Below are 19,646 nucleotides of genomic sequence, written 5' to 3' on the forward strand. Positions count from 1 at the left end.
GCTCCAGCAACGGAAGCTCGGTGAACAGGATCGACAGATTGACGTTGAAGCGCGTGTCCGTGAAACCCATAAAGGCCGGCGCTCCTTCCGGATAGCGGATTTTTGTTTCTGTTCTACGGGATGGTGGCGGTGCCGGGCGCGCCGGTCAAGCGCGCCCGGCCCACCGTCCGGGCCGGATCCGGGTCAGGTCCGGATCCGGTCCGGGGTCAGGACTTGAGCGGCTTGATCGCGGTGGGGGCGTGACCGGGCTCGGTCGCGATCTCCTCCCACTCGTTGACGCTGGCGATGTCCGAGCCGCTCATCGAGATGTTGGTGATCCGCTCCAGGATGGCCTCGACGACGACCGGGACGCGGTGCTCGGCGGCCAGCTTCTTGGCCTGCTCGAACGCGGCACCCAGCTCGTTGGGGTCGGTGACCCGGATGGCCTTGCAGCCCAGCCCCTCGGCGACCTTGACGTGGTCCACGCCGTAGACGCCCAGCTCCGGCGAGTTGATGTTCTCGAACTCCAGGTTGACCTGGAAGTTGATGTCGAGGTTGCGCTGCGCCTGGCGGATCAGGCCCAGGTAGGCGTTGTTCACCAGGACGTGGACGTAGGGGATCTTGTGCTGGGCGCCGACGGCCAGCTCCTCGATCATGAACTGGAAGTCGTAGTCGCCGGAGAGCGCGACGACCGGCGTCTCCGGGTCGGCGGTGGCGACACCCAGCGCGGCCGGGATGGTCCAGCCCAGCGGGCCGGCCTGGCCGCAGTTGATCCAGTGGCGCGGCTTGTAGACGTGCAGCATCTGGGCGCCGGCGATCTGGGAGAGGCCGATGGTGGTGACGTAGCGCGTCTCCGGGCCGAAGGCCTTGTTCATCTCCTCGTAGACGCGCTGCGGCTTCATCGGGATGTTGTCGAAGTGCGTACGGCGCTGCAGCTCGGCCTTGCGCTCCTGGGTGGAGGCGGCCCACTCGCCGCGGTCGGGCAGCTTGCCGGCGGCCTTGAGCTCCTTGGCCACCTCGACGAACAGCTCCAGCGCGGCCTTGGCGTCCGAGGCGATACCGAAGTCCGGGGCGAAGATCTTGCCGATCTGGGTCGGCTCGATGTCGACGTGGACGAACTTGCGGCCCTGGGTGTAGACGTCCAGCTTGCCGGTGTGGCGGTTGGCCCAGCGGTTGCCGATGCCCAGGACGAAGTCGGACTCCAGGAAGTTCGCGTTGCCGTAGCGGTGCGAGGTCTGCAGACCGACCATGCCGGCGTTCAGCTCGTGGTCGTCGGCGAGGATTCCCCAGCCCATCAGGGTGGGGACGACCGGGGTGCCGGTCAGCTCGGCGAACTCGACCAGCAGCTCGGAGGCGTCGGCGTTGATGATGCCGCCACCTGCGACGATCAGCGGCCGCTCGGACTCGTTGAGCAGCGCGATCGCCTTCTCGATCTGCGCCCGGGTCGCGGCGGGCTTGAAGGCCGGCAGCGGCTCGTACGTCTCGGGGTCGAAGTCGATCTCGGTCAGCTGGACATCGATCGGCAGGTCGATCAGGACCGGGCCCGGACGTCCGGAACGCATCAGGTGGAAGGCCTGCTGGAAGACACCGGGGACCTGCGCGGCCTCCATCACGGTGGTCGCGGCCTTGGTCACCGGCTTGGCGATCGAGGCGATGTCGACGGCCTGGAAGTCCTCCTTCTGGATCACCGCGGTCGGCGCCTGGCCGGTGATGCACAGGATCGGGATGGAGTCGCCGATCGCGGAGTAGAGGCCGGTGATCATGTCCGTGCCGGCCGGGCCGGAGGTGCCGATGCAGACGCCGATGTTGCCCGGATGCGTGCGGGTGTAGCCCTCCGCCATGTGCGAAGCGCCCTCGACGTGGCGAGCCAGCGTGTGATCGATCCCGCCCGCACCCTTGAGCGCTGCGTAGAAGGGGTTGATCGCGGCACCGGGCACTCCGAAGGCGTTGGTCACGCCCTCGCGCTTGAGGATCTCCACCGCGGCACGGGCGGCTGTCATTCGAGGCATCGAGTACTCCTGCGTCGACCTGTCACGGGCTCGCTCCGGCGAAGAACCGGAGTTCCTTAATTCCACATCATGGAATTAATGTTTTGCTTTATGGAAGGAAGTTAGAGCGCGCCGCATCGCTCGTCAAGAGGAGAACGGGCGGCTGATGACTGAATGTCCGTGATCGGACGAGTTGGGCGGGCGACGCGAGGCACGGACGCCCCGGACATCCGGCGGGCAAGCAGGCAAAAGGGGCCCCACCCCCTACGGGGTGGAGCCCCTGAGTCGCCGCGGAAGACCGCTGCCCGCCGTCCCTGGTACCTACGGCACCGTGGGGGAAGCGGCCCCGTAGGAGCTGGTCCGGTAGCGGCTGCGGAACTCGGCCAGGAGTTCGTCGGTCGCCTCGGCTCCGGCGCTCACGGCGGCGTGGACGTCGCGGAAGTAGTTCTCGTAGCCGGCGGGCGTGTAGAGGCACAGGGCACGCACGGGGACCGTTCCCGCGTTGCGGAAGCCGTGCGGGGTGCCCCGGGTGGCGGCGAGCAGATGGCCGGGGCCGGCCGTCACCTCGCCGTCGCCGGTGTGGAGCGTCAACTCCCCCTCGACGACATAGAAGTACTCGTCATGCCCGTCGTGCACATGCGGTCTGGCGCCTATGGTGCCGGGCGCGAGGCGGAACTCCTCGAAGGAGAAGCGCCCGCCGGTGTGTTCACCGGTGAGCTTGAAGAAGTGCTCGACGCCGGCGACGTCGAGGAGTTCACCGTCCTGAGGGCGGCGCAACAGCGGACGGGCGGGAGTTGTGGCCTCATCAGTCATGGCGGCATTGTGACCCAGCCGACCCGCGGTGCGGCCCGATCGACCTGAGCACCTTTCAGTCGAGGCAGAACTCATTGCCCTCGGGGTCGGCCATCACGAGGTGACCGGCGCCGAGCGGAGGAGCGGGCTCGCAGCGCCGCAGCCGGGTGGCACCGTGGGAGACGAGCCGCCCGGCCTCCTCTTCCAGGGCCGCCATCCGCGCGTCGCCCGCAAGCCCGGGAGCCGCTCGTACGTCGAGGTGCACACGGTTCTTGGCCTGCTTGCGCTCCGGCACCCGCTGGAAGAACAGCCGTGGCCCGGACCCCTCGGGGTCGACCACGGCCGAGGCGTCGTTGCGTCTCTCTGGCGGCACCTCCATCGCCTCCAGGGCCTGGTCCCACGACTCGAAGCCCTCGGGCGGGTCCTGCAGCCGGTAGCCGAGGGCCTCGGCCCAGAACGCCGCCATCCCGGCCGGGTCGGCGCAGTCGAAAGTGATCTGGATGTCGCGGGCCATCTCAGCTCGCCTCCCGGCGGGTGTGCAGGTGGAGGTCGCGGAGCAGGCACACCTCGGACAGATGGTGGATCAGCTCGCGGTTGATATGCAGCACCAGCGCCGCCATGGGACGCTCGCCGTACGGCGCCTCCGCCTCCCCGCACGGGCGCGCGAGGCCGGCTTCACCGAGGGACTCGACCCCGGCCAGCCAGGTGGCGTACTCCGCGTCGAGCTGGGCCAGCGCCTCGGCCGCGGTCTCGGCGTACGCGAACGACTAGTAGTCGGTGGCCGCGCGACCGAAGTGCGCGGCGTTGCGCATCGCGAGCACGCCGACGATCACATGCCCGAGTCGCCAGGCGATCGTCGTGAACGGTCGCGGGTCGGGCTCCGGCATCGCGAAGTCGATGGTCATCGCGCCGGACCCGGCCTGCACCGGTGCGGTGCCGGTGCCGCGCGGGCGCACGCTCCAGCAGCCTGGCGCCGGCTCCCAGAAGTACTCGTCGTCGGTGAGCCCGTCGAGTCGGTCGCGCAGCTGGTTGGTCCAGTGCCAGGAGATCTGATCTCGGAGCAGGGGGTTCCACGTCTGGTCGGTCATGGAGCCAGCCTTGCGCATATAGCGGACAGCTTCGTTCCGTGAAGCGTGAAACGATGAGGGCATGACCGTTGAGGCGACGACCGAACGGGTGCTGCGGCTGCTGGCGCTGCTGCAGCGCCGGCCGTCCTGGACCGCCGCCGAGCTCGCCGCCGAGCTGGGGGTCACCGACCGCTCGGTGCGCCGCGACGTGGAGCGGCTGCGCGCGGTCGGCTACCCCGTGCACGCGACGGCGGGGGTCGGCGGCGGCTACCAGCTCGGCGCGGGCACCCGGCTGCCGCCGCTGCTCCTCGACGACGAGGAGGCGATCGCGACGGCGGTGTCCCTGCGACTGGCGTCGGGCGGCACGGTCGCCGGGGCGGGCGAGGCGGCACTTCGGGCGCTCGCGAAGCTCGACCAGGTGATGCCGCCCCGGCTGCGCGCCGAGGTGCGGGCCGTCCACGGCGCGACCGAGACCCTTGTCGGCCCCGGGGTCGAGATCGACGCGGAGCTGCTGGTGACGCTCGCGCGAGCCTGTCGCGACGCCGTGCGGGTGTGCTTCGGCTACGCCGGCCGCGACGGCGGGCAGCGCGAGCGCACGGTCGAGCCGGTGCGGATGGTCGCCACCAGCCGCCGCTGGTACCTGATGGCCTGGGACGTCGACCGCGACGACTGGCGCACCTTCCGGCTGGACCGGATGCGCGAGGTGGTGGCGACGACCTGGCGCTTCCGGACGAGGGAGCATCCGGACCCGGTCGCCTATGTGCAGCGGTCCGTGACCGAGGCGCCGTACCGGTACCTCGCCCGGGTGCGGCTGCACGCCCGGCCCGACCAGGTGCGGGAGTTGGTGCCGCCCCAGGTGGGGCGGGTCGAGGAAGAGCGCGACGGATGGTGCGTACTCGTCGCCGGCGGGGACGACCTGGACTGGCTCGCCCTGCACGTGGCCCGGCTGGGGTTCGAGGCGGAGGTGCTTCAGCCGCCGGAGCTGCGGGAGTCCGCCGCCGTGCTCGCCCGCCGCCTCGCGGCGATGGCCGGGACCGGCTGACCGAGCCGCTTCCCAAGCGGAACTTGCCGCCGTGGAACGGCGTTTGCCTCGGCCCGTGATGATCACTTAAGTTGTTCGGGTGACTGCCGGGTCGGCCATGGGCCATACACGAGTGGGATCCCCGGCCTCGGCGTGAGTGCGGCGGGGGTCTCCCCGCGCGAGCGAATCCGAGAGTGGCGGAGGGCGAGAGCCCCGCCCCCTTTCCGAGTCTTTCTGCCCGGCGCCCGTGCGCGGCGCCCATCCCAGCGGACCCCAAGACCCGGAGACACACCACACATGTCGAACCACCTGACGAACGAACAGCAGGACCGGAACGCCCCCGAACCGCCGGCGGCCTCCGTCCAGTTGAACCACACCGCCATCTACGCAAGCGACCGGCACCTGTCGGCCGAATTCCTGGCCGCGATACTGGGGTTGAAGGTCGGCGCGCCCTTCGGGCCGTTCCTCCCCGTCGACCTCGGCAACGGCGTGACGCTCGACTACTACGAGAAGCGTGACGAGCCGATCCAGTCGCAGCACTATGCGTTCCTCGTGCCCGACGAGCAGTTCGAGACCATGATCGCCCGTCTGGAAGCCGTCGGGGTCACCTACTACGCCGACCCCGGCCACACCGAACCCGGGCAGATCAACCGGCTGTTCGGTGGTCGCGGCGCGTACTTCGACGACCCGGACGGCCACAACATGGAAATCATGACCCGGCCCTACCTGCGTCCGTAGCCGACGGCCCGTCGGGCCTCGCCGAACGCCTCTCCCCTCGTCCCGGCCCCGGGCGCACGTCCGGGGCCGGCGAGGTGCGCCCAAGCGCGCCTGGCAGTCAGGCACCGCTGCATCACGGCGCCTTGCCCCGCCTCGCTAACGGGACAGCCGCAACCCCGTGACCAGATCCGGGCGGATCCGCAGCGCGTAGGACATCCGGTGGTCCACCCAGGGGTGCAGCAACGCCTGGTAGTGCGCCAGGTCGTCGGGATCGGTCACCAGGTGGCAGTAGCCGGTCACCACCACGCTCCAGCCGCAGTGCGTGGCCGGGTCGATGGCGTCGGCCTCGTAGGCGACGACCACCCCCTCGTCCGCCGCGTGCTCGGTGAGGCTGGTCAGGGCCGCGCCCTCATGGGTGCGAATGATCACCTCGCCGTGGTGGAGGAGGTGGTTGACGGGGCGGATGGCCGGCAGCGCGTTCTGGGTGAAGACGATCCGGCCCAGCGACACGCTGCCCAACAGGCGGAGGGCCTCGACACGGTCCAGTTCGCAGCTGCGGCGGGAGGCCTCGCGGTCGGCCCAGGCCACCGGCTCGGAGTCGGTGGCGGTCCCGGTGGTGTGCCGGGCCGGGATGTCGTTCACTGCGTGCTCCCTGTCCTGGTGACACTGCTGATGCACTGAGCTGTCGGCCAGTAGACGCCCCTCGGCGGCCACCCGCCAGGGCCGTTCGGCCCGCCTCGGGCAGCTCGGCCGGATGACCGTGGGACGTTCAGCGCCGGTTCGGCGTCACCGCGCCGCTCCGGCCACCGTGCCGTCCGCCGGGTGCGCCGGGCAGCGGTCGGCCGGCGGGGTCAGTACGTCCGGAACCGGGTCGTGGCGGATCTGGTCGGCCGGCATGCCGGCCGCGGTCAGCCGCGCGACCGTGGCACCGACCATGGCCGCCGGACCGCTGACGAAGGCCAGGTGCTGCGACCACCGCCGGTCCCGCGCCACCGCCTCGGCCAGCGGCCCGTATGCGGACAGCGGGCCGCTCGTGCCCGGGGCGACGTCCTCGTCCAGCACCCGGACCACCCGCAGCCGGTCGTGCCGCGTCGCCAACCGGGACAGCGCCGCGGCGTCATACAGCTCGGCGCGGCTGCGGGCGCCGACGAAGAGGTGGACCCGGCCGGCCGGGCGCTGCGGAAGACCGGCGGTTCCACGGCGGCGCCCCTCCCACTCCTCCAGGAGCGCCTTGATCGGCGCCCAGCCCGTGCCGCCCGCCACCATCAGCAGATCGCGGGAGCGGTCCTCGTCCCGGAGCGTCATCGTGCCGTGCGCCGGCCCCAGCCGCAGCGTGTCGCCGACCCGGGTGCCGCCGACCAGTGCCTCGCTGACCCCGCCGGGGCCGGTCCGCCGGACGTGGAGGGTCACCTCGCCGTCGGGCCCCGGCGCCGACGCCAGGGAGTAGTGCCGCCACGCCTGGGGCATCAGCGGCGACGCCACCGCCGCGTACTGGCCGGCCCGGTAGGGATACGGCTCGTGCGGCCGCACCCGCAGCACCGCGAGGTCCGGGCGGCGCCGCTCGTGCGCGGTCACCGTCCCCTGCCAACAGGGGGGTTCGGCGAGCGCGGCGTCGGCGCCCTCGACCATCGACGCGACGGCGAAGCGCAGCATCCGCACCCACGCCTGTTCCACCGCCTCGGCCCAGCGGGGCCCGGCGGCGCTCCGCAGCGCCGCGCACAGCGCCGTCTCGAACGCCTCATAGTGCACCGGACGCACCCCGAGCTTGCGGTGGTCATGACCAAGCTGCCGGAAGTAGGCGGCCACCTCGGCGGGACGGTGCAGATTCTCGATCAGGTACCAGAAGGCGCGGGCCAGATGCGCACGCTGGAACTCCATGGACGCGGGGAAGAGTGAGCGCAGGTAGGGCCACCGGGCGAACATCTCGTCGTAGAGGCGGGCGATCAGGTCGCCGAACGGCGTGACCAGATCGAGGTACTGGGTGATCAGGCGCTGGTCGGCGGCGCCGTCGTAGGCGACGGGCGTTAAGTCCGGCGCGGGTGACCGCCCGTGGCCGAGGATGCGCTGCCGCAGCCGCATGGCGTCGTGCCGGGCGAGCAGGGCGTGGTACTCGCCGCCGACGGTGTCCGCGGCGGGGCATCCGGACGGTACGGACGAAGCAGAACGCGAGGGCTGGTACGGCTGACCGGGCTGGTGCACGGGATCGACCTCCTGACGGGGGGCGTCAGTATCGCAACGCGGTCCCGTGCCCGAAGGGCCCCGATCCCCCAGGGCCGTTCGGCCCTTGCGCCGCGCGCCGGGCGCGACGAACCTCATGGTCGGGACCCTTGTGCCCCGCCGAACCGCGAGAACCACAGAGCGAGAGTGCATGAACCAGCAGCCCGTTCACCCTGCCCCCTCCGATGCCCCCGATGCGCCGCTGCGCGTCTTCATCCTCGACGACCACGAGGTGGTCCGCCGCGGAGTACGGGACCTTCTGGAGGCGGAGGAGGACATAGCGGTCGTCGGGGAGGCGGGGGATGCCCGGCAGGCCCTCGCCCGGGTGCCGGCGGTCCGGCCGCAGGTGGCCGTCCTCGACGTCCGGCTCGGCGGCACCGGCGGGCCCGAAAGCGACCACGAAGGCATCGAGGTCTGCCGGGAGTTGCGGGCCCGCATGCCGGAGCTGGCCTGTCTGATGCTGACGTCCTTCGACGACGACGAGGCGCTGTTCGACGCCATCATGGCCGGGGCGGCCGGCTACGTACTCAAGCAGATCGACGGCAGTGCGCTGGTGCACGCGATCCGCACGGTCGCGGCGGGGCAGTCGATGCTGGATCCGCGCACCGCGACACGGGTGATGGAGCGGTTGCGCGACCCGGGCCGGGGCCAGGCGGCCGAGGCGGAGACGTCCGAACTCGACCGGCTCTCACCGCGCGAGCGGCAGGTACTGGACCTGATCGGCGAGGGTTTGACGAACCGTCAGATCGCGGACCGGCTGTTCCTCTCGGAGAAGACGGTCAAGAACCGGGTGTCCGCGATCCTGTCCAAGCTGGGCGTGGGCCGCCGGGTCCAGGCGGCGATGGTCGTCGAACGGCTGAAGGGTCCACGGGCGTGACCGCGGCACCGGGAACCCCCAGGGCCTGACCCGCCGCTCCCGGTGCTCCGCGCCGAGCGGTGCCCCGGCGCGGCCGTGTACGGCACCGGAACGGACCGGGTCAGTCGGGCAGCGGCGCCCGCCAGACGATGCGGGTGCCGCCGCCCTCCCGCCTCTCGACGGCCAGCCGGCCGCCGTGCGCGTCGGCTCGGGCCCGCATGTTGGCCAGGCCTCCGGTGTGCGCCGCGTCGCCGACCCCCACCCCGTCGTCCGTCACCGTCAGCGTCACCGCGCCCGCGGTCACCGACAGCGTCACGTCCAGATGGCGGGCACGGGCGTGGCGGGCGGCGTTGCTGAGGGCCTCCGCGGTCACCGCCAACAGGTGCTGGGACAGGTCGTCGGGGACCGCGGCGTCGACCGGGCCGTCGATCCGCAGCGCCGGGCTGAAGCCGAGGGGGCCGGCCGCCCGCTGCAGGGTCTCGGTCAGCTCACGGCGCAGACCACGGCCGCCCTTGCCGTCCCCGGTGGTGCGCAGTCCGAAGATGGTGGAACGGATGATCTTGATGGTGGTGTCCAGGTCGTTGACCGCGCGGCCGACCCGTTCGGCGGCCTCCGGACGGTCGATCAGCCGGGTCGCACTCTGCAGGGTGATGCCGGTCGCGAACAGCCGCTGGATGGCGAGGTCGTGCAGGTCCCGGGCGATCCGGTCGCGGTCGTGAAGGACCGTCAGCTCCTCCGACTCGGCCCGGCGGCGGGCGAGTTCCAGGGCGATCACGGCCTGGTCCGCGAAGCCCGATATCAGGGTGACCTCGGCGTCGTCGAAGGCGGGCCGCCCCGCCAGACGACTCAGCCGCAGCGCACCACAGCCGGTGTCCACCTGGAGCGGGACGGCCACCGTCGGCCCGTACGTCTGCGCGGACTCGCCGTTCAGCGCGGCGCCGTGCGGCTCCGCTCCCTGAGGCGGGTGCCCGGCCTCGGCGCCGGGGGCGTCCGGGCCCAGCGGGTACGCCCTCGGGTCGGCCCGTAAATCGGCGCTGACCACCGGTCGGCCGCTGCGGACGGCCATCCCGGGCAGTGAACCGTCGGCCGGCACCCGCAGCCCCAGGATCCGGCTCGCGCCCGAACCGCACGCCACCGCCACCGTCAGCTGGTCCGCGGCCGAGGGCGCCGGCAGCAGCACCGCCGCGCTGTCCGCGCCGGCGACCTCCTGCGCGCGCTCGGCGATCAGCCGCAGCACCTCGTCGGCACCGGTACCGGACAGCAGGCTGCGGGTGATCTCGCCCAGTGCCTCCAACCACCGTTCGCGGCGGCGGCTCTCGTGGTACATGCGGGCGTTGTCGACCGCCACTCCCGCCGCGATGGACAACGTGGTCAACACCGCCTCGTCGTCCGCGTCGAACGAGCCGCCGCCCCGCTTCTCGGTGAGGTAGAGGTTGCCGAACACCTTGTCCCGGACCCGGACCGGCACCCCCAGGAAGGTCCGCATCGGGGGGTGGTTGGCCGGAAAGCCATAGCTGTGCGGATGCCGGGTCAGGTCGGTGAGCCGCAGCGGCGACGGGTTGCGGATCAACTCCCCGAGGATGCCGCGGCCGCACGGCGTCCGGCCGATCAGCCCGATGAGCTCGTCGGACATCCCGACGGGCAGGAACTGCGACAGCTGCCCGTCCCCGATCACGCCGAGCGCCCCGTACTCCGCGTCGGTGAGGGTGACCGCCGCCTCCACGATGCCCCTGAGCACCTGCGGGAGTTCGAGCCCCCGCCCCAGGCTCATCACGGCGTCGAGCAGGCTGCGCATCCGATCCGGTGCGTGGAGCTGCGGCCCGTACGGACCGCTCGCGGCCGGTGCGTACTGCTGCGATTCGGACATGACCGTGCTGCTCCAAAGATCCCGTACGTCTGCTCGGAAGCGTACGTGACCAGCGCGGCGGCGCCCGCGGGCACCGGCGCCGACCGGCCACCCGGAGGCGTCTGCGACGGGGGCCGCCCCCCGCCGAGGGGGCCGTTCGCGGTCCGCAGGAGGGCCGTTCGGCCCTGGGGGCCGCGGAGGTGCCTGGCTGACGATGTGTCTGCCGGGAAGGGCCGGTCTCCCCCGTGCCAATGGCTCTTCCCGGCTCCGGCCGCTCCCGGCCCGGTCCACGTTTCCGAGATGGAGGACACAGCACCGTGAGTAGTGGGGAAGTGCGGTCAACGGCGGTCGGAGAACCGGCGTGCGTCGTCCGGGCCACGCCCCGGCCGCCGCCTCGACGCAGGGCGGCGCGGTGACACCCCGCCGCCTCTCCCCCACCGACCATGCATCAGAGCGCGCCCCGATCAGCCCGGGTCACCGGTGCCTGCAGCTCCGTCACCCAGTCGTCCCGGTTCTCGGGGCACTCCAGGTTGACCTCACGGGGATAACCCGTCGTCTGGTAGCCGTTGGCGTCGATCCAGCGAGCCAGGGTCTGGGCGGTGGGAAGCACGGCATCCATCGAGCCACGGTGCACGATCGTCGCCGCCTGGTCGAGGGACGGCAGGTCGAGGATCGGCAAGGCGCCGTCCTGGAGAGGTGCGGAGACCTGGACGGCGGCGTGGACGGTGATCCTGCCACCGCCCTCCGGGGCATCCTCGTAGTAGGCGACTCCGGGGCCCGTGGGGGCGATGCCCGCCGCACCCAGGAGCCGGAACAGTTCGTCGTAGAGCGGCCCGATGACCGGACCGATGTCCTGGGGCTCGAAACTCGCGGCGGTGGCAGTCAGCTCCGCCACCCGGACGGTGGAGACGCTCTTGACGACAACGTCGTTCGTGGGCATGTGACCCTCGCTCTCGATCGCTCGGAGCCTCGCCTCGACCTGGACCAGCCGTGCCTCCGCGGCAGCCATGGCGGTCTCCAGTTCAGCCCGCCGCAGCCGCAGCATGCCGCGCAGTTCCTCGGCGCCGACCTTCTCGTCCACGATGTCGCGTACCTGCTGGAGGGTGAACCCCAGGTCCTTGAGCGCGATGATCCGGTTGAGGCGGGCGAGCTGAGCGGCGGTGTAGTAGCGATAGCCGCTGGCGGGATCGACGTGGGCCGGGTGCAACAGGCCGGTCGCGTCGTAGTGACGCAGCATCCGGACCGAGACACGGCCGTGCCGGGCGAAGTCTCCGATGGTGAACATGATGTCTCCGAGCTGACCGCCTGACACGGTGTGAGAGTCAAGAACCACGGCCGCGGTCAGACGGTCTACGTACACTCACGGGCATGGCATGCCGCATCAGTGAGCTGGTCATCGACTGCGCCGACCCCGACGGCCTGGCCGCATTCTGGAGCAACGTCCTCGGCTACGTCGAACTCGACCGGGAGGACGACGGCAGCATCGAGATCGGGCCGCCCGACGCCGGCTTCGGCGGCCTGCAACCCACCCTCGTCCTCAGCCCCAGCAGCACCCCACGGACCGGAAAGCTCCGCCTGCACATCGACGTCAACGCCACCGACCGCGACCAGGACGCCGAGCTGGCCCGGCTGCTCGCTCTCGGCGCCAAACCCGTCGACGTCGGCCAGACCGGCACCGAGAACTGGCACGTCCTGGCCGACCCGGAAGGCAACGAGTTCTGCCTCCTACACGCCCGGCTCCAGTCCCGCTGACGGCGGATCCTGGTTGCCGTGCACCTGATGGCGGCCGCCGACAGACTGCGTGGGACGGCTCCGACGTCGAGGAGGCACGCCCTTCCTGCGGCCCGGAGTTCCAGGAACTCCAGGCCGGTGAGTTCGGCGCTCTGCAGAGGGTCGGCGGGCGTGCCGGGCTAGGTGGCAAGGGTTCGCAGCGGGGCAGTTCGGTGGCCGGGCGAGGCCGAGCGGCGCACTGTCCCACCCGCCGATGGACAACACCTCCAAGCCAGGGTGGGCTGCGGCCTCGACACTTGGCAGGCTTCGGATGTTGACATGGACCACGGCAGGCGGCCGGTCCCGACCCGAGCCGCCATGTCGCTTGGACCGTCCGCCGCGCACACCAGCATCTCTCTCCCACACCCACCAGTTGGGCACAGCCCCACCGCCTTGAGCACGAGACTCCTTACGGACACACTGCACCCATGAGGCTCATAGGCATGACTGCCGGCGCACTGATCACCGGCGAAGAGGCCGGTCTCTACCTTCTCGGGCTTCTCGGGCAGCAGCGGTGAGCGCCGGCCTCCCCTTCTTCCGCTACCACCCCGACCCCCTCGCCAGCGGATCCCTCCGCGCCAGCACCGAGATGTGCGTCTGCTGCAACCGCTGCACGGGGTGGATCTACACCGCGACCTTCTACACCGCCCAAGAGATCAACGGGCGCTTCTGCCCTTGGTGCATCGCCGACGGCAGCGCCGCCGAACGATTCGCCGGTGAATTCACCGACGCCTACGGGCTCGACGGCGTCAGCGAGAAGACCCTGAGGCAGGTCACCCGCCGCACCCCTGGCTTCCACGCCTGGCAGGATCCGCACTGGCTCGTCCACTGCCAGGACGCCGCCGCCTTCATCGGCGAGGTCGGATACACCGAGCTGGCGGCGCACCCCGAGGCCCTCGACCAGCTCCGGCTCGACCTGCGTAGGGGCGGCTGGCACGATGCATCCCAGCTTGAGCACTTCCTGACCCACCTCGGTGAGGGGCCAAGCGCCATGCTCTTCCGCTGCACCGTCTGCGGCACCCCTCTCGCCTACGTCGACGCCTCCTAGGGCTGTCCCGATGGGCAGGGTCGGAAAGGCCGCGAGGCGCCGTGCCAGACGCCGCGGACCCGGCCATGCCCCATCGGACACGCCCTAGTGCTGTGACCGCATAGGTTCGCCGGGTTGGACCATCCAAGACCGTCATGGCGAGCGGTTGGCCGCCCCATTGCTTGGCTTGCCCGCTATCTACGGATCTTGGCCCGTTTGCATCGCCGGCAGGGCACTAGGGTGAACGGGTGACTTCTCTGCCGGAAGACCCGCCGTCACTGTTCAGCGAAGACGACCGCAACACGGCCGTGCAGCGCGTGCAGGAGGCATACGCCGAAGGGCACATCTCGCACGGGGAGATGGAAGGACGCCTTCACCAGGTGCTCACTGCCAAGAAGCACAGCCAGCTTGTGGCGGTTCTGGCCTCGCTTCCGGAGGAAGATGCGGGCACAACCTCCACGATTGCTGCCGCCGGCGGACGGATCAAGCGACGCGGCGCATGGCGGGTACCGCGGATCCTCAAGGTAGCGTCCGCATTCGGAAGAGTGAACCTGGACCTTTCCCGGGCGGTCATCGAGCATCCGGTAGTTGACATTGAGTTGCAACTCGGCACCGGCAGGGCCAAGATCACGGTGCCTCGCGACGCGATCGTCGACCTCGACGCTCTGCACACCGGGTGGAAGGACACCCTCTACAAGCCCCCGCGGCGCACCCGCCCCCACGGGCCAAAGATCCGGATCTCCGGGACCATGGAATTCGGACGATTGAAGATCCGCCACGCGCGGCGTTGAGACCCATCCGGTATCGACCGCCTGCCCTCGCTCGATCGCTAATGCCGTATCGAAGAGGCTGGTTGGGTTGTTCAGGCCGCACTTCGGAAGGGCGGCCGCCCCACCGGGTGCCCTTCTTCGCTGCGGATGCGGGTGCGTTCCTTGCGTTCGGCGGCCAGGATGTCGCGGTGGCGGGCGTTGGCGTTGCGCTGGCGAAGGTAGGCGTGCAGGGCCCGGGTCTGCACGGTGTGGCTGCGGTGGTTGGAGTTGGCGATCGTGAACTGCCGCAGCGGTCCAAAGTGAGCCTCGAGCGGGTTCGCCCACGATGGATAGGTCGGGGTGGAGCACAACTCGACCTTGTTCTTCTTCGCCCGGCGGCGGACCTTGTCGCCTTTGTGGGCGGAGAGGTTGTCCAGGATGAGATAGATCGGGGCGCCGTCCGGGCGGGCGGCGCGGATCGACCTCAGCGCGGCCAGGGTGTTGGCAGCGCCCTTCTCGACGCCCACATCAACTTCCCTGGCCGCTGTTCCAACACCGCCTCCGCACCCGCCCAAGGCCTTCGGCAGCTCGGCGAAGTTCCCGCCCTGCCCTCTGCTGCCGGTTGAGCCGAAGGGGTGCGGAGCACCTCGGCGGTTCCCGATCAGTGCGTGGCATGACATCGGCGCCATGGCGACGCGTCTGTTCAGATGGCGATGAACGCCCGGGACGGCTCGGCCCTCGGCCGGTTCTGGGCGGAGGTGCTCGGCTGGAGCGTTTCCAGCGAGGGACCCGGCGTGACCAACCTCGAACCCGAGGGCCTCACCTACCCCGACCTCCTCGCCGCCTACATCTAACATCGACATCCTTGCCGTGCCGGAACCCGAGTCGGTCGAGAACCGCGTGCGCATCGACCTCGCCACCACCTCCGCTGCGCATCAGGCGGACCTGGTCGCGCGCCTTGAGGATCTCGGCGCGACGCCTGCCGACGTGGGCCAGAGCGACGTCCCGTGAACGGTCCTCGCCGACCCGGAGGGCGACGAGTTCTGCGTCCTCATCTCGCGCTGACGAGGGCCCTCTTCATCCGTGGGCCGTACAACGGCTCGTCGACGACACCGCCGGCGAGCCGCTGCCCCCTCCTCGTGACCTGTCACCGGAGGCGCAGAACGCCTGGAGCGCGATCGTCGAAGATTTCGACCAGCCAATCAAAGACAGTGGTTCCGCGCTCTTCTCTCGCTGCGGCAAGGTCGGCACTGGCAGAAGGGCGGTTCGTGGGGTGACAGCGTGACAACCGGATCTCCAACTGGCGAGCGGTCTCCGGATAGCCGAGATGCTCACGAGACACCTGGTGTTCGCGCCACTCCACCACATAGTCATCGTCGTCGGGCGCTCCGAATCCACCGCCGAGGCAGTCGGCGAAGGCGTCGAGGTTCCGACCGAAGTAGCCGCCAGGTCCGTTGATGGCTTCGCCGATGACTCGCCAGAAGTCTTCCAGCGTTCTGATCTGCGTGCCGTCCAGCACATATATCGGTGTCACGGATCGGATGGTACGTGCGGCTCCGCGACGTGTCGCTCCCATTCTGGCTGCCTGCCTGTAGCCCGGAAAAGGCGTTCTGCCCTGGGGGAAGCCGTACGGGCGGACTGGAGATACCGCGAGCCGGTGCGCCTCCCGGTCACAGCGCTATTCCTCCGAGCCAGTAGCCGACGGCGGTACCTCGACGACGAAGAACAGGAGGCAGGTCTTGGTCGAAAGGTCACGAAAGCCGTCGGGGAACAGTTCACGGGCGGCCGGGTCGGTCTGCGGCTCGCTGATGACGGAAAGACGGAAGCCAGCGGTGGTGAAGGCATCGGTCATCGCGTGCAACGGCTTGCGCCAGAACTCCATCGGGACGGACTGCCCGTTGAACGTCCAGTCGAAGGCATAGCTGGTGGTCGCGAAATAGTCGGGCCGAGGATCCTGGATCGTGTAGGCCACGAAAGGGTGGTCCACCGACGCGATCAGCCGGCCACCGGGCCTGAGCACTCGCCGCATCTCGGCCAGCGTCGGCCCCCAGTCCTCCAGGTAGTGCAGGACCAGCGACGCGACCACGTCGTCGAACGCACCGCCGGCGAACGGCAGACGGTCGCTCAGGTCGACCGCGTGGAGGGCCACGTCGTCACCCAGCCGCCGCCTGGCCAACGCCAGCATCCCGGCGCTGGCGTCGATGCCGGTGACGACGGCACCGCGGTCGCATGATCCGCCGGACAGAACCCAGGCACCGCTTGGGAACGGCCCCCGCAGCCCGCCGTCAGTCTCCCCTCCCCCGACGCTCGCGCAGCGCGGATTCGCGAGCGGCCCGCCGCGGGGGGGGCGAACTCTTTGATCAACTCGCCGAAGTGGATGGTTGCAGGATCAACCAGGTGGCTGCGGCGCCGCGCTTCCGCCGCGGACGCGTGCGTCGCAGGCGCGGGCCGAGGTCCGATGCCCAGCACTGTGCGCTCCTGGCAGGGGGGCTTCCGGGGAGGTGCACAGGGCTCGGCGGTCTGCGTCCTCGCCACTGGCCTGTGCGCGCTCGCGTCCTCACTCGGCTACCTGGTCGCCCTGCCCTTCCTCCAGGGCCTCAGCGGAGATGACGGCGTGGCCATGGGCCGCGCCCGTCATCTCGGACGTCGCCACGGGCGCGAGGGCGGCGAAACTGCTCGGCGTCCTGATGTCCCGTTCGCCGTCGCGTCGATGAAGTCCGGCATGCTCCGCAAGCGCCGGGACTACGTGGATCAACCCCACCGGCTCCGAGCAGCTTTGGGTCCATGGCCGGTGTGGTGGTGGCGGGCTCGCTCAGGAGTCCGTCGGGGGAATGAGGTTGTCGAGTACCTTGGCGCAGTCCTGGGCGGCCTGGGCCGAGCGCGGCAGCATGAGGTTCTCGTAGGCGCGGACGGCGTCGTCGATGCTGGGCTCGGTGATGAGGGCGTGGGCCAGGTCGGCGCCGTCGAGCATGGCGAGGTTGGCTCCGAGCCCGACGGGGGGCATCAGGTGCGCGGCGTCGCCCAGCAGGGTGATGCCAGGTACGTGTTCCCAGAGGTGCGGGGCGGGCAGCACGAACACGGGCCGGGTGACGAACCGGCCGTCGTGGTGCCGCAGGAGATAGAGCAGGCTCTCGTCCCAGCCGTCGAACATCTTCAGCAGGTGCGCGCGGACGGCCGCCGTGTCGTCGGGTTCCACGTCGGCGGCCACTTGCCAGTTCTGTGGGGCGCGGAAGGCGATGTAGACGCGGATGTGGCCGTTGCCGTTGCGTTGGGCGAGCAGGGCTTTGCCGTCGGCCGTCGCCAGCAGGGTGCCGTTGCCGACCATGCGTGCGAGGGAGGGATGGCGGGCGTCGCAGTCGTCGAAACCGGTCTCGATGAAGGTGACACCGGTGTAGCCGGGTGTGGCGTCCGACAGGGCTGGGCGGATGCGCGACCAGGCGCCGTCGGCGCCGACCACCAGGTCGGCGTCCTCGGTGGTGCCATCGTCGAGGAGCAGGCGCCAGGAGCCGTCCCCGAGCGGGGTGGCCCCGGTGACATTGCGGCCCCACCGGACGGTGCCCTCTGCGAGGGATTCCAGGAACAGGCCGCGCAGTTGGCCACGGTCGATCTCCGGGCTGTCGTCGTCGTGGCCGGGCCCCGGGACGGCCAGGACGGTGGCGGTTTCGGGATCAACCACGCGCCACTCCTGGCCTTCGGGACGGGCCAGGGCGCGGAACCGGTCGAGCAGGCCCGCCGCGCGCAGGGCGATCTGGCCGGTGCCGGCATGTATGTCGAGGCTGCCGCCCTGGGGGCGGGCGCCGGTGGAAGCCTCACGTTCGAAGACGGTGACGGAGCGGCCGTGGAGCTGCAGGACGCGGGCTAAGGCAAGGCCGCCGAGGCCGGCGCCGACGACCGCGATGCGGGGGCCGTGAGCGGAGTTTGTGGGGATCCTAGCGGAGTTTGTGGGTGTCCTAGCGGAGTTCATGGGTGTCCTCTCGGAAAAAGGTGGGTGAGTGAGTTGCCAGGAGGCCCGGCGCACGACCAAGAAAGCACAGCCACCAACAAAGTGCCTCTGAAATACGGTGCGCCGATACCGAACCGGACAGCGGCCGGGCGAACGGGGCACTGGCCAGGACCGCGGCGCAGAAGCCGCCCGCGCCCACCGGGCGCTGCGGGCGTAAGAAAGCCCAGGCCCAGGACCAGATCTTCCAGTCCCTGCCCGACGCCTCACCCCAGCGCTTCCTCGACCGCGGCGAATTGCTCAGCCCGCCAACTCAAGCACTCACCCGACAACTGAAGCGCTCAGTCACAAGTGGTGGTGACCGAGCGCTTCAGTTGGCCAGTTGGTCGACCGGGCAGGGTGTCGGTGCTGTCCAGATCTTTGCTTGTCCGTTCTTTCATATTCAGCTACTCGGTGGCCGCGGGGGCAGGGAGACCTGCTCGCCTCGCTCCCAGGCGATCTGCAGTGCCGCCGATTGCGGATCGAGGATGAGTCGATGCACATCCTCCAGCTCCAGGGGCTCCAGCCCTTGGTGTCGCCGTTCGGTGTTCATGGTTTCCAGCGCCGCCGTGTGGATGATCTTCACGAGCTGGAGAGCGGCGTTCTCCTCCGAGACATCAAGGTCGATGTACTGGCGAACCAACTCCCGTCGTGCGGCGATTCCTAGGTGCACCTTCTGTGCCACTGCGGCTTGCCGGCCGCCGCCCACAATGCCGGCGAGGCTGTCCAAGTGCCGGAAGCGGACCGACTGACGCACCGGCATCCTCGCGGCGAGCAACGACGCTACAAGGGCAATCGCGGCACCGATGAGGGCGCCACCGAAGCCTATGAAGGCAGAGAGCAGTTCATTGGACATGGGTGGAAGATATTCGATCGTCGTAAGCCCAGGCCGTTGCTTCGGTACCCGCACTTGGCTGCCGTGGCAGAGGCGGTCTTGCCGGAGTGCGCGGGAGCGGGCGCGGCGTCGGCGGGGGAACCGTGGTGAGGGTGGCAGCGGCGAAGGCAGCGACGGACGCCGCTATTGAGGTGCGATCGCCTTGACCCAGTCGTCGACGGTGACGACATCCGCCCACTGCGGGAACAGCCGCTCGACGAGGACCCGGTGCAGCTCTGGGTCGGTATCCAGGCAGGCGTCGGACAGGACGGTGAGGCCGAAGTCCAGGTCGTTCGCCTGGCACAGGGTGGCCAGCACGACAGCGCTGGTGGCGATGCCGGTGAGCACGAGGCTGTCGATACCGCGTGCCCTCAGCACCACGTCGAGATCGCTGCCCGAGAACGCGCTCGCCCGTCTCTTGGTGACCACCACATCGCCCGGCCGTGGCGCGACCTCGGGGTGGATCTCGGTGCCTGGGGCGCTCTCGACGAAGAGGCCGGCCCGTGCGATGGCAGTGAGGGCCCTGTTGCGCGTGCCGACTTCCGGGAAGCCGGGACGGAGCGCGATGACCACGTAGATCACGGGGATGTTCGCCGCCCGGGCCCCGTCGATCGCTCTGCGCAGGCGTGGCAGATATCCGGAGCCGTCGTCGGCGATGTCCACGATGGCCTGTTGGACGTCCATCACGAGAAGGGCGCTGCTCATGTCGCCTCCAGGAACGAAGTCAGTTCGGCGTGGAAACGGGGCCGGTTAGTGATGTTCGA

The 19,646-nt window shown here is 70.3% G+C and carries 19 protein-coding genes and 3 pseudogenes; 8 read left to right on the forward strand and 14 right to left on the reverse strand.

Features of this window, described 5'->3' with window-relative positions; translation table 11 throughout:
• Positions 1–206: 206 nt before the first annotated feature.
• The 4 genes and pseudogenes from gcl to ACZ5XZ_RS33275 form a co-directional block, all read right to left on the reverse strand.
• The gene (gene gcl, locus ACZ5XZ_RS33260; RefSeq protein WP_468984931.1) at positions 207–1,988 is read right to left on the reverse strand and encodes a glyoxylate carboligase; all 1,782 of its coding nucleotides are present in this window, start codon (positions 1,986–1,988) and stop codon (positions 207–209) included.
• A 300-nt stretch (positions 1,989–2,288) separates the two neighbouring features.
• Positions 2,289–2,780: a cupin domain-containing protein gene (locus tag ACZ5XZ_RS33265; RefSeq protein WP_468984933.1), complete on the reverse strand. Its 492-nt coding sequence runs from the start codon at positions 2,778–2,780 to the stop codon at positions 2,289–2,291.
• Between the two features lie 55 nt (positions 2,781–2,835).
• Entirely contained in the window at positions 2,836–3,273 is a 438-nt protein-coding gene (locus tag ACZ5XZ_RS33270; RefSeq protein WP_468984935.1) for a VOC family protein, read from the reverse strand.
• Between the two features lies 1 nt (position 3,274).
• Positions 3,275–3,865: pseudogene (locus ACZ5XZ_RS33275) on the reverse strand (DinB family protein).
• A gap of 43 nt (positions 3,866–3,908) precedes the next feature.
• Here ACZ5XZ_RS33275 and ACZ5XZ_RS33280 point away from each other — a divergent pair.
• A complete protein-coding gene (locus ACZ5XZ_RS33280; RefSeq protein ID WP_468984937.1) occupies positions 3,909–4,868 on the forward strand; it encodes a helix-turn-helix transcriptional regulator in 960 nt (319 codons plus the stop codon).
• A 276-nt stretch (positions 4,869–5,144) separates the two neighbouring features.
• Positions 5,145–5,585 carry a VOC family protein gene (locus tag ACZ5XZ_RS33285; protein ID WP_468984939.1) on the forward strand — a complete coding sequence of 147 codons (441 nt, stop codon included), beginning with the start codon at positions 5,145–5,147 and terminating at the stop codon, positions 5,583–5,585.
• A gap of 135 nt (positions 5,586–5,720) precedes the next feature.
• Here ACZ5XZ_RS33285 and ACZ5XZ_RS33290 read toward each other — a convergent pair whose 3' ends face one another.
• A complete protein-coding gene (locus ACZ5XZ_RS33290) occupies positions 5,721–6,152 on the reverse strand; it encodes a pyridoxamine 5'-phosphate oxidase family protein (RefSeq protein WP_468985154.1) in 432 nt (143 codons plus the stop codon).
• A gap of 198 nt (positions 6,153–6,350) precedes the next feature.
• Positions 6,351–7,643, reverse strand: a complete 1,293-nt coding sequence (locus ACZ5XZ_RS33295) for a globin domain-containing protein (protein ID WP_468985157.1) — start codon at positions 7,641–7,643, stop codon at positions 6,351–6,353.
• 289 nt (positions 7,644–7,932) lie between these two features.
• Between ACZ5XZ_RS33295 and ACZ5XZ_RS33300 the strand changes: the two genes are divergently transcribed.
• Positions 7,933–8,658 carry a response regulator transcription factor gene (locus ACZ5XZ_RS33300; protein WP_468984941.1) on the forward strand — a complete coding sequence of 242 codons (726 nt, stop codon included), beginning with the start codon at positions 7,933–7,935 and terminating at the stop codon, positions 8,656–8,658.
• 100 nt (positions 8,659–8,758) lie between these two features.
• On the opposite strand, the gene ACZ5XZ_RS33305 is transcribed toward ACZ5XZ_RS33300, so the two are convergent.
• Together ACZ5XZ_RS33305 and ACZ5XZ_RS33310 are read right to left on the reverse strand one after the other, a co-directional pair.
• Positions 8,759–10,432, reverse strand: coding sequence for a sensor histidine kinase (locus ACZ5XZ_RS33305; RefSeq protein ID WP_468985160.1), 1,674 nt, complete (start codon positions 10,430–10,432; stop codon positions 8,759–8,761).
• 499 nt (positions 10,433–10,931) lie between these two features.
• The gene (locus tag ACZ5XZ_RS33310; protein WP_468984945.1) at positions 10,932–11,768 is read right to left on the reverse strand and encodes a MerR family transcriptional regulator; all 837 of its coding nucleotides are present in this window, start codon (positions 11,766–11,768) and stop codon (positions 10,932–10,934) included.
• An 83-nt stretch (positions 11,769–11,851) separates the two neighbouring features.
• On the opposite strand from ACZ5XZ_RS33310, the gene ACZ5XZ_RS33315 reads away from it, so the two are divergent.
• The 3 genes from ACZ5XZ_RS33315 to ACZ5XZ_RS33325 all read left to right on the forward strand — a co-directional run bounded on the left by ACZ5XZ_RS33315 (position 11,852) and on the right by ACZ5XZ_RS33325 (position 14,071).
• Positions 11,852–12,235, forward strand: coding sequence for a VOC family protein (locus ACZ5XZ_RS33315; RefSeq protein WP_468984948.1), 384 nt, complete (start codon positions 11,852–11,854; stop codon positions 12,233–12,235).
• Positions 12,236–12,767: 532 nt separating this feature from the next.
• Positions 12,768–13,301, forward strand: coding sequence for a CbrC family protein (locus ACZ5XZ_RS33320; protein ID WP_468984951.1), 534 nt, complete (start codon positions 12,768–12,770; stop codon positions 13,299–13,301).
• A gap of 227 nt (positions 13,302–13,528) precedes the next feature.
• Positions 13,529–14,071 carry a DUF1707 SHOCT-like domain-containing protein gene (locus ACZ5XZ_RS33325; protein WP_468984953.1) on the forward strand — a complete coding sequence of 181 codons (543 nt, stop codon included), beginning with the start codon at positions 13,529–13,531 and terminating at the stop codon, positions 14,069–14,071.
• An 88-nt stretch (positions 14,072–14,159) separates the two neighbouring features.
• Here the strand turns inward: ACZ5XZ_RS33325 and ACZ5XZ_RS33330 are convergent.
• Positions 14,160–14,544: pseudogene (locus tag ACZ5XZ_RS33330) on the reverse strand (transposase); the annotation flags it as partial.
• A 192-nt stretch (positions 14,545–14,736) separates the two neighbouring features.
• Between ACZ5XZ_RS33330 and ACZ5XZ_RS33335 the strand changes: the two are divergent.
• Together ACZ5XZ_RS33335 and ACZ5XZ_RS33340 are read left to right on the forward strand one after the other, a co-directional pair.
• Complete coding sequence (locus ACZ5XZ_RS33335) at positions 14,737–14,883, forward strand: VOC family protein (RefSeq protein WP_468984956.1); 147 nt, start codon at positions 14,737–14,739, stop codon at positions 14,881–14,883.
• Positions 14,884–14,899: 16 nt separating this feature from the next.
• Positions 14,900–15,040 (forward strand): VOC family protein, encoded by a 141-nt coding sequence (locus ACZ5XZ_RS33340; protein WP_468984958.1) that lies wholly within the window; start codon positions 14,900–14,902, stop codon positions 15,038–15,040.
• Between the two features lie 136 nt (positions 15,041–15,176).
• Here ACZ5XZ_RS33340 and ACZ5XZ_RS33345 read toward each other — a convergent pair whose 3' ends face one another.
• From ACZ5XZ_RS33345 to ACZ5XZ_RS33365, 5 genes and pseudogenes are all read right to left on the reverse strand, one after another.
• Complete coding sequence (locus ACZ5XZ_RS33345) at positions 15,177–15,563, reverse strand: barstar family protein (RefSeq protein ID WP_468984960.1); 387 nt, start codon at positions 15,561–15,563, stop codon at positions 15,177–15,179.
• Positions 15,564–15,707: 144 nt separating this feature from the next.
• Positions 15,708–16,265, reverse strand: a pseudogene (locus tag ACZ5XZ_RS33350) (class I SAM-dependent methyltransferase); the annotation flags it as partial.
• A gap of 576 nt (positions 16,266–16,841) precedes the next feature.
• A complete protein-coding gene (locus tag ACZ5XZ_RS33355; RefSeq protein ID WP_468984962.1) occupies positions 16,842–17,993 on the reverse strand; it encodes an FAD-dependent oxidoreductase in 1,152 nt (383 codons plus the stop codon).
• Between the two features lie 418 nt (positions 17,994–18,411).
• On the reverse strand, positions 18,412–18,864 hold the full coding sequence (locus tag ACZ5XZ_RS33360; RefSeq protein ID WP_468984964.1) for a hypothetical protein: 453 nt from the start codon (positions 18,862–18,864) through the stop codon (positions 18,412–18,414).
• Between the two features lie 162 nt (positions 18,865–19,026).
• On the reverse strand, positions 19,027–19,587 hold the full coding sequence (locus ACZ5XZ_RS33365; protein WP_468984966.1) for a cysteine hydrolase family protein: 561 nt from the start codon (positions 19,585–19,587) through the stop codon (positions 19,027–19,029).
• Positions 19,588–19,646: the final 59 nt, after the last annotated feature.

Source organism: Streptomyces sp. NPDC033270, assembly GCF_055576575.1.